We start from the raw sequence: 9,422 nt of genomic DNA on the forward strand, positions 1-9,422 counted from the left end.
CAAAATAAGTTCTTTCTACTTATTTCCATATAATGCAGATTTCTTCTCCTATTGCATAGAGGCCTCTGAAGCAATGTATCCGACATTTCGCACAAAAATTTTAGATTTTTTATTTTTCCTATTTAATTGCATCACAACTCTATGATGCTATAAATCAATGATATTATCAATATGCATTAGGCATTGCTTCTAATTTTTTTCTTCGTTTGTGATGCTGTTTTTTGCTTTTCTAATGTTTCTACGTTTATTGCTTCTTCTACAAACTTTTCATCTTTAAATACAAATTTCTTTTTAGGATCCTTGGTAAGATTGTTATTGCTGTCTTGCCGTTTTACTGCAATCATACATTCATTGATATTGCGATGATTGATGTCCTCTCTATTAAAAATACAATTCAAGCCTATATGTACGATCTTCTTTTTTCTAAAATATTTACCAGAATAGTTTTTGTGTTCTATCTGTTCGATGGCTACTTCAGCACTCTGATTCTTTTTCAATTCTATAATATAAACTACATTATTCTTTATGTGATCCATAGTTATATCTGATCGCCCACTACCGGAATGTTCTTCTACACGAATTCTAGGGCCACCTACTGTATGATGACAAACACCATTGAGAAAAGCATGAAGAATATTTTGAAAATCTTTTTCATCATTTTTAAGTGCTTCATAGCTTGTATTCGCAAAACAAGCATCCCTAAATAGCTGCAATAAACGAGGCCAATCTTCTTGCTGTAAAGCTGCAAGTACATGCTCTTTATGATGTACGCCTATCTCTTTTTGTTCATCTAAAAACACTTCCTGTATATTTTGTGCAAGTGCCATCTTTACTTCTTCGTTAGGAATTTTTAATGCATATTGCCCATTAGCAGGATTATAGGTATCTATGGTTAAATAACCTGTTTGATACATTAAAGCTTCTAAGCTTAACGGCTTTTTGCTTTGTGTAAACATGATATCATCTTCAGTAACGTAAAATCTTAACTTTTCCCAATCCAAATCAAATCTATCAATTTCATTTCTCATCTGATTGAGTAAAATACTAGGATCGCCTGTTCTATACCAGTAACCTTGCAAATTTCCTCTCTGAAAAAAAGATAATACAGAATTTGGGTTATACATAGATGGTCCATCATAGGAAAATCTATACCTATTGTAATAGGATTTTATAGCCTCCATAATACCTTCTTTAGTATATGTTTGTCCTGTACGTTTTTCCATCTCTCGTATGACATAATTGAACCTATTCTCAAACAGACTTTTTATATCTTCTTCTTTATAACCAGCAACATCTGAAAATGCATTTTCTAAAGAAACATCATTACCCTGAAATATATTCGCACCGGAACCTAAGTTCACCAAACTAAACTTAGTTACGCCAGTTAGAAATATTAACTGACAGTCACCAGCGCAACTTTTAACCAGAGTCAAAAAATCTTTAAGCACTTTCATACAATCATTATATTGCTTTGAACTCCAGTCTAAATTGACTATAGGGCTGTCATATTCATCTATTAGAAGAACTATTTTAGGTTCGTAATCGTTTCTTAATATTTTTAATTTTGTAATTAAATCTATATAATAATCTTGCATGCTATCATTACCTTTAGGATTTTCTATCTTAGCTTCAATACCATAAATCTCAGCAGTACGATATAAAGATTTTTTAATAGAAAATTTTAGACTATCAGTAGTTTCATTATTAAATCTAGAAAAATCCAATCTAATTACAGGATATTTTTTCCAGTCGTATTTTATGGTCTTGCCATTTTCATCTTCAAATGCTCCATTATAGATAAAATAATTCTTAAATAACTCTTTATGTATTGCTCCTTCAGCAATGGTAGCTATGGTACTTATCAATAATGATTTCCCGAATCTACGTGGCCGTACCAGAAATGTAGGCTTCCCTTCCATTAAAAGCTTACCAGCAAATTTAGTTTTATCTGCATAATAACCAGAACTTATAACATTCTTAATATCGGCGTCTCCAATAGGAAGATGGTCTATATCCATTTTTGTTATTTGTTCCAAATCCTCTCCTGTTCTTTTATTTTCTTGTTCCATACCATACTTATTTGCCTTGCATGAAAATAAAGATAGCATAAGACATAATACCATCGTATAAATGGTTTTATTTTTTTTAACAATCATCTTTACTTAAAAATTAATTTTTAATCGCTCGATATGTCTTAATGAGCTATGTAGGGAGTAATAAATGAAGAACTACAAAGATACTTACAAACAAAGCACATCATCATTGCCCTTTAAGACAGACCAGGCTATATATTTTTAGTTACCACTACGCAAGTATACAGAAATATATTGTAACTCCACAGGTATATCAGAAAATTTTCTTAACATTGAGTAACATTTGGTACATACATATGTAACATGGATTCAAAAAATCCACGCATAGCAGGATTGTAAGCTAAACCTCATCACTTAGAAGCAGTTCATGAAAAAATTACCAATTGGCGTTAGTAATTTTCAAGAGTTAATAAAAGGAGATTATCTTTTTTGCGATAAAAGCGCTATGCTTGCTGAATTCCTCAGCAAGGGGGATAAAGTTACGCTCATTACGCGCCCTCGTCGTTGGGGAAAGACATTAAATATGTCTATGTTACAACATTTTTTTGCCTCAGAGGTTAATGGAGTAAGTACAGCAGGGTTGTTTGATGATTTAGCAATCAGTAAGTTACATGGTGGAAGGTATCTTGATAGATATCAAGGTAAGCACCCTGTCATTATGCTAAGCTTTAAGGATGTTAATGCGGATAGTTTTCAAGGGGCCTACAATGCAGTATATGAATTGATCTTAAAGGTTTATAGTTCCTATACCTATTTGTTGAGTAGTGATGCAATTAATGAAGTACAGCTCAAGAAGCTACATACTATTCTCGGCCATCAAGCCAATCAACAACAATTAGAATCTTCCCTAGAACTTCTCAGTCAATGCCTCTATCAACACCATGGCCAAACCGTTTATATATTTATAGATGAATATGATACGCCTCTTAATAAAGCTTATGGCAATAAGGAATATTTGAAAGCTATGGTCGAATTTATGCGTAATCTATTTAGTGCTGCTTTAAAAGATAATGATTCTCTAGAAAGAGGAGTTTTAACGGGTATATTACGTATTTCTAAGGATAGTATGCTTTCTGGGTTAAATAATCTAAAAACGTATACACTTTTGGATCAAGGCTATAGCCACCATTTTGGATTTGTAGAAGATGAAGTTTCATTTTTATTAAAAGAAAAAGTTCTTAGCACTTCCATGGAAGAGGTAAGAAGTTGGTACAATGGATATAAAATAGGCAACTCGGTTATGTATAATCCGTGGTCTATTATTTCTTGCTTGAGTGAGGAGGGGCATTTTGATGTGTATTGGGTTAATACTGGTAATAATGATTTAATCAAACAACTGATTTTTTCCTCTAATGCTGGTATTAAAGAGCAATTCGAACAATTGATGCAAGGAGAAACCTTAACTATCTCTATAGATAAGCATCTTTCTTTTGATTTGTTAGGTACTAACGAAAATGCTTTATGGAGCTTACTCTTATTTGCTGGATATTTAAAGGCAGTTGATGCGGTATTTAATACAAGAAATGGTCTCTATGATTGTGCACTAGCTATTCCAAATCAAGAGGTAGCTACCCTCTACAACCGCTTTTTTGAAGAATGGTTAATCAACAAGTTTCCCAGTCAGTCTAGGTATGATGCTTTTATAAAGTGTTTATTATCAGGTAAAATAAATGAATTTGTTCAAGGCCTGAATATGTATCTTCTTCAGAGTGCTCGTTTTTTTGATACTACTACCGATAAACGAGGTGAAAGTTTTTACCATGGTTTTTCCTTAGCCATGCTGGCTAGCATCAGTGATAGATACCATATACGATCTAATCGAGAAAGTGGATTGGGAAGGTATGATATCTTAATCATCCCTAAAAATGGTCACCAAGCACTTTTATTGGAGTTTAAATATCTACATAAGGAAGAAAAACTAGAAAATGCAGCTAAACTTGCGTTACAACAAATACAATCGCAAGCTTACCATACCGAATTGTTACAGTATCCTCATGTACAGGAAGTAGTAGAAGCGGGAATTGCTTTTTCAGGAGAATCAGTTGTAGCTGCTTATGCTACTTATGATCTACTCAATAAGCAAAGTGGTGATGTTATTTTAACGAATATATATGGAGAGGAGGAGTGGTCGAAATAGCGTATCTTTTTATTAAATTGAGGTTACAGATGGGAAATATAAGATATTAACTTATAAGTTTGTATCCTGATTTATATTTTTAAATCATTACAGATGCAATTTTTGACTATTTTATTATAAAAAATCGAATGAGTGAACATATCGTAACTCCTAATGATCGCTCAATGATCACCATCACACTAGCAGATGGAAATGTAAAAAAATTTCACCAAGGCATTACTGGATTACTCATTGCCCAACAAGTCAGTACACAATTTGCGCAAAAAGTGCTAGCTGTTCAAGTTAATGGTACGATTTATGATGTAACCCATTCGATTGAAACAGATGCTACGGTACATTTCCTTACCTGGGATGATGACGAAGGGAAACAGGTATTTTGGCACTCTTCTGCCCACCTTTTGGCTGCAGCATTAGAAGCACTTTATCCGGGTGTTAAGTTTGGTATAGGTCCATCCATTGAACAAGGCTTTTATTACGATGTAGATCTAAGTCATCATACAGCTCATGCATTAGACTTAGAAGCCATAGAGCAAAAAATCATTGCGTTAGCACAACAAAAGCATCCATTCATTCGTAGAGCAGTTTCTAAAAAAGAGGCTATAGATTTTTTTAGTAAAAAGGAAGATCCTTATAAATTAGAACTATTGGAAGAGCTGGAAGATGGGACCATAACCTTTTACCAACAAGGCGATTTTACAGATTTATGTAGAGGTCCTCATTTACCTCATGCTGGTTTTATTCAAGCCGTTAAAATTTTGAATGTTGCTGGTGCTTACTGGCGTGGAAATGAGAAAAATAAACAGCTAACACGCATTTATGGGATTACTTTTCCAGAAAGAAAAGGGCTAACTACTTTTCTTGCATTAAGAGAGGAGGCTAAAAAACGCAACCACCAGAAAATAGGCAAAGAACTTGGACTATTTACTTTTTCTGAAAAAGTAGGGCTTGGATTACCCCTTTGGTTACCTAAAGGAGCATTGCTGTGTGATACCCTGGTGCAATTTTTGAAAAAAGAACAAATAAAGCGTGGTTATCAGCCGGTTATAACACCTCATATTGGCCATAAAGCCTTGTATATTACTTCTGGACATTATGATAAATATCAGGAAGACTGTTTTCAGCCTATTTGTACAGCTGAGGAAGATGAGACCTATATGTTAAAACCTATGAATTGCCCCCACCATTGTGAAATTTATAGCAGTGAACCCCGATCCTATAAAGATCTCCCTCTACGTTTTGCAGAGTTTGGAACGGTATATCGTTATGAACTCCATGGAGCCTTACATGGTTTGACCCGCACCCGTTGCTTTACTCAGGATGATGCCCACATTTTCTGTCGCCCAGATCAAGTAGAAGAAGAATTCTCAAAAGTGATTGATTTAGTCCTTTTTGTATTCTCTACGTTAGATTTTAAGGATTATACCGCACGACTCTCTTTTAGAGACCCAAATAGCGGTAAGTATATAGGCAATGCAATAGATTGGGAACGGGCAGAACGGTCTATTAAAGAAGTTACAGAAGCCAAGGGGCTTAAAACAACCTGTTCTATAGGTGAGGCTGCTTTTTATGGCCCTAAAGTAGACTTTATTGTCAAAGACGCATTGGGTCGAAATTGGCAACTGGGTACTGTGCAGCTAGATTATCAATTGCCCCTTCGTTTTGACCTTGCCTACATTGGAGATGATGGTAAAAAGCATAAGCCTGTAATGATTCATCGTGCTCCATTTGGCTCTCTTGAGCGTTTTATTGCTATTCTTATTGAGCATACGGGTGGTAAGTTTCCACTATGGTTGGCACCAGAACAAATAGCCCTACTACCGCTTTCTGACAAACATAGTGGTTATGCATCTATGGTACACCAAACATTGTTAGAGAAGAACATACGTAGTACTATAGATATTCGTAATGAAACTGTTGGCAAAAGAATTCGTGATGCAGAACTACGCAAGGTTCCTTATATTATTGTTCTTGGTGATAAAGAAATTACGGATGGTACGGTTGCTGTGCGTAAACAAGGAGGAGGAGGACAAGAAACAGTTCCTTTAAATCATTTTCTAGAGAGATTATACGCAGAAGTTACTGCTATGGGGGAGTATCATAGGGTGGTAGCCTAAATGATTGGTACCAAATAGCCTCTATTCTTATTGATAATAAGAATTATACGAGCGTAGAATGCCCTATGCAGGTTGTAGTGCCCTTTTAATAAGCTCTTCCAAAGTGAGTGGAACTGTTGTTTTCTCTCTTACAGTGCTAATGGCTTTTTCTGCAACTTTTTGTGTCAGTCCTAATGTTGTTAGCGCTATGATAGCATCTTGGTCTATTTTGTTTTCTTCTTGTTTAAATGATGTTGATACAATAGTACTGTCTGAATAGCTCAACTTTTGAGCTATATCTGCCAGTTCTAGTATCAGTCTTTGAGCAGCCTTAGCACCAATCCCTTTTATAGAGGTAAGTAATGGTGTGTTTTTAGCTAAAATGGCTTTATGTAATTCTGTTGGTGTAAGAGACGATAAAATTGTTAAACCCGTTTTGGGTCCAATACTGCTAATAGAAATAAGACGCAACCACCATGCTTTCTCTTCCATGGTATAAAATCCATATAGCGTGTATATTTCACTTTTTACATGCATAGCCGTTAAAAAAGTTGCATGATTTAATGCTTTGACCTGCTCAAAAGTATGTAAGGAAATATGTAATTCATAGCCAATACCTCCTACGTCTAAAATTACAGAAGTGGGTTCTTTGTGTAACAAGGTTCCTGTTAGTTGAGCTATCATAGTTTTATAATTTATAAACAACTGTATGCGTTCATGTGGAAGGAATATCGGAAAAACCTAGCACATTTGGGGTAAAAGCTGCATGTTTTATACAATTTTTCAAAAATTGCTAAAAATAAATAGGTTATACAGAAAAAGGCATTTCTATGCTTTATCTGGAAGAAATCCATTAGATTGCATTTCCCAAAGCCTGGCAAAGTATCCTTTTTGAGCCAATAATTCTGACATATTTCCATCTTCAATGATTCTACCTTTATGAAATACTAGAATGCGATCCATATGACTTATGGTTGACAACCGATGCGCAACCACAATGGCCGTGCAATCTTTCATTAGCGCTCTTAGACTAGTTTGAATGATTTTCTCTGTTTCAGAATCTAATGCAGAAGTTGCCTCGTCCATAATTAAGATAGGAGCATTCTTTAAAATAGCACGGGCAATAGCAATACGTTGACGTTGTCCTCCAGAAAGTTTTGCTCCTCGTTCACCTACTATAGACTCAAAGCCATTATGTAAATTATTAATAAATTCAGTACAATTTGCTATGCTTGCTGCTTCTAAAACTTGTTCTTTCGTTGCATCTAAACGACCATAATGGATATTTTCAAAAATGGTACGGTGAAAAAGTTGAGGATCTTGTGGAATCATAGCAATCTGCTCATGTAAAGATTCTTGGGAAATATTTGTAATATTTTGATTATCAATTGATATTATTCCATTTTGGATATCATACAATCTCAGTATAAGATTTACAAAAGTCGTTTTTCCTGATCCTGATAATCCCACCAAGCCAATTTTTCCCCCCCCTTCTATTGTAACAGAAATTTGATCAAATATCTGTACACTAGGGATATAACCAAAGGTAACTTTATCAAACGAGATAGTTCCTTTTGTAATGCATAAAGATTTTGCCTGAGGATGATTCTGAATCGAATGAGGCATACTTATTAAAGAAAGTGCTGCTTTAGAAACACCTACTTCTTTAGCAATTTGGGTAATATGAAAGGAGCTATGCCAAACCAATCCCATAAGATTGAAGAAAGTCATATTAATAAGAGAAAAATCTCCTATGGAGATCCAGCGTTGGTTCCAGCCATATATTAATGTCAAAAAAGTAATAATGATAAAGATAAAAGTAAGCCCTCCTCTAAAAATATTAGCTTTTTCAATTGCCCAAGAGGCTTTTTCAGATTTTTCTATTTCATCTGTTTGATACCTACCAATGTGTGTTAGTTCATATCCAGAACGGGAAAATAGACGAACGGCTAACATAGAGCTAAGGCTATCAACTATTTGACCATCCAAAGTAGAGATGGTATCTGCATGGGCTTTTGCTGTTGTATTTATACTATTCATACTTAATGTGGTTACCAATACAAAAATGGCAACAAACACAAACAAGATTATGCCAAAAATAGCGCTTACCTGGAACACAATTACTAATGAAATGCAAAAAGTAAGCACACTACAAAAAAAACTGCCCAGTACAATCTCTAAAATATGCTCACAGGCACGAGGTAGCTCAGCTATTTTATTACTGATACCACCTGAAAAATTCTCTAAAAAATAGCTATGAGAATGATTTTGAGTGTAATCAAGAATGGTTTCTCTAATATTTTTTCGAAATTTAGGCCAAGTGCGCATAGCTATGATTCCATAACCACGCATAGCAATTTCCATCAACAACCAAGGTATAATTAAACCCATTAGCGGAAAGATCATTACGCGAAATGGAGAAGTTAAACCTGGGGTAAGTTGTTCTATGGTACTCACCAATACTTTGATAAAGTAAGGGTATAGTGATTCATTTATAGACCAAAATATCAGCGTAAAAAACATAAGGCTAAAGTTAGCTCGTTGTTTTTTTACAAAGAAAAGAATAAAAGAAAAAAGTGTTCGTGGCAATCCAATTGTTTTAAACATTGTATAGAATATTTTATTCTCTAACAATAAAGGCGATTAGAACTATGAGGAGATAAGTAATTTGCCCTTTAAAAATAGCCAATAATCAATCTTTAATTAAGAAGGGAATGTTTCATCACTAAAGGGATCCTATCATCCAAATTTTACGTGATCTTATTTCGCAATTATCGTTAAAAAATGAATTAAACAAAAATACATTATATTATAAATACATTTTATAATGTAAGACTACATATTATGCAATAATATAATAATATCCTACAATATTGATTATTATTTAGGTAAATTTTATGATTATTAAATTACTAAACTTAGTATTTAAACAAAATACCTTTAATTATGTAATATTTTATGGAAAATACAAAAAGGATATTACGAGTATAATAATAACCATGTAATAGAACTATTGTAGGTGGTGGTACAAATATATGATGGGATAAAAGACTGACATTGAGGATTTTCCACTATATTTGATAAAAAACGGCTAATTTT

Annotated in this window: 5 protein-coding genes; 2 read left to right on the top strand and 3 right to left on the bottom strand. The window is 34.0% G+C overall.

From position 1 onward, the window contains the following. Nucleotides 1–176 precede the first annotated feature (176 nt). Nucleotides 177–2,156, bottom strand: a complete 1,980-nt coding sequence (locus CCPUN_RS01185; protein WP_133281759.1) for an AAA family ATPase — start codon at nt 2,154–2,156, stop codon at nt 177–179. A gap of 304 nt (nt 2,157–2,460) precedes the next feature. On the opposite strand from CCPUN_RS01185, the gene CCPUN_RS01190 reads away from it, so the two are divergent. Together CCPUN_RS01190 and thrS are read left to right on the top strand one after the other, a co-directional pair. After that, nucleotides 2,461–4,230 (top strand): AAA family ATPase, encoded by a 1,770-nt coding sequence (locus CCPUN_RS01190; RefSeq protein ID WP_133281760.1) that lies wholly within the window; start codon nt 2,461–2,463, stop codon nt 4,228–4,230. Nucleotides 4,231–4,358: 128 nt separating this feature from the next. Continuing rightward, entirely contained in the window at nt 4,359–6,344 is a 1,986-nt protein-coding gene (gene thrS / locus CCPUN_RS01195; RefSeq protein WP_420888375.1) for a threonine--tRNA ligase, read from the top strand. A gap of 63 nt (nt 6,345–6,407) precedes the next feature. On the opposite strand, the gene ruvA is transcribed toward thrS, so the two are convergent. Both ruvA and CCPUN_RS01205 read right to left on the bottom strand, forming a co-directional pair. After that, nucleotides 6,408–7,007, bottom strand: coding sequence for a Holliday junction branch migration protein RuvA (gene ruvA, locus CCPUN_RS01200; RefSeq protein ID WP_133281761.1), 600 nt, complete (start codon nt 7,005–7,007; stop codon nt 6,408–6,410). Nucleotides 7,008–7,151: 144 nt separating this feature from the next. Beyond that, nucleotides 7,152–8,930, bottom strand: coding sequence for an ABC transporter ATP-binding protein (locus CCPUN_RS01205; RefSeq protein WP_133281762.1), 1,779 nt, complete (start codon nt 8,928–8,930; stop codon nt 7,152–7,154). Nucleotides 8,931–9,422 lie beyond the last annotated feature (492 nt).

It is taken from the genome of Cardinium endosymbiont of Culicoides punctatus, from assembly GCF_004354815.1.
Taxonomy (GTDB): Bacteria; Bacteroidota; Bacteroidia; order Cytophagales; family Amoebophilaceae; genus Cardinium.

Bases quoted from the DNA above. Each gene is read 5' to 3' on its own strand.
- CCPUN_RS01185 (WP_133281759.1), bottom strand. From the start codon at position 2,156: ATGATTGTTAAAAAAAATAAAACCATTTATACGATGGTATTATGTCTT.
- CCPUN_RS01190 (WP_133281760.1), top strand. From the start codon at position 2,461: ATGAAAAAATTACCAATTGGCGTTAGTAATTTTCAAGAGTTAATAAAA.
- thrS (WP_420888375.1), top strand. From the start codon at position 4,359: ATGAGTGAACATATCGTAACTCCTAATGATCGCTCAATGATCACCATC.
- ruvA (WP_133281761.1), bottom strand. From the start codon at position 7,007: ATGATAGCTCAACTAACAGGAACCTTGTTACACAAAGAACCCACTTCT.
- CCPUN_RS01205 (WP_133281762.1), bottom strand. From the start codon at position 8,930: ATGTTTAAAACAATTGGATTGCCACGAACACTTTTTTCTTTTATTCTT.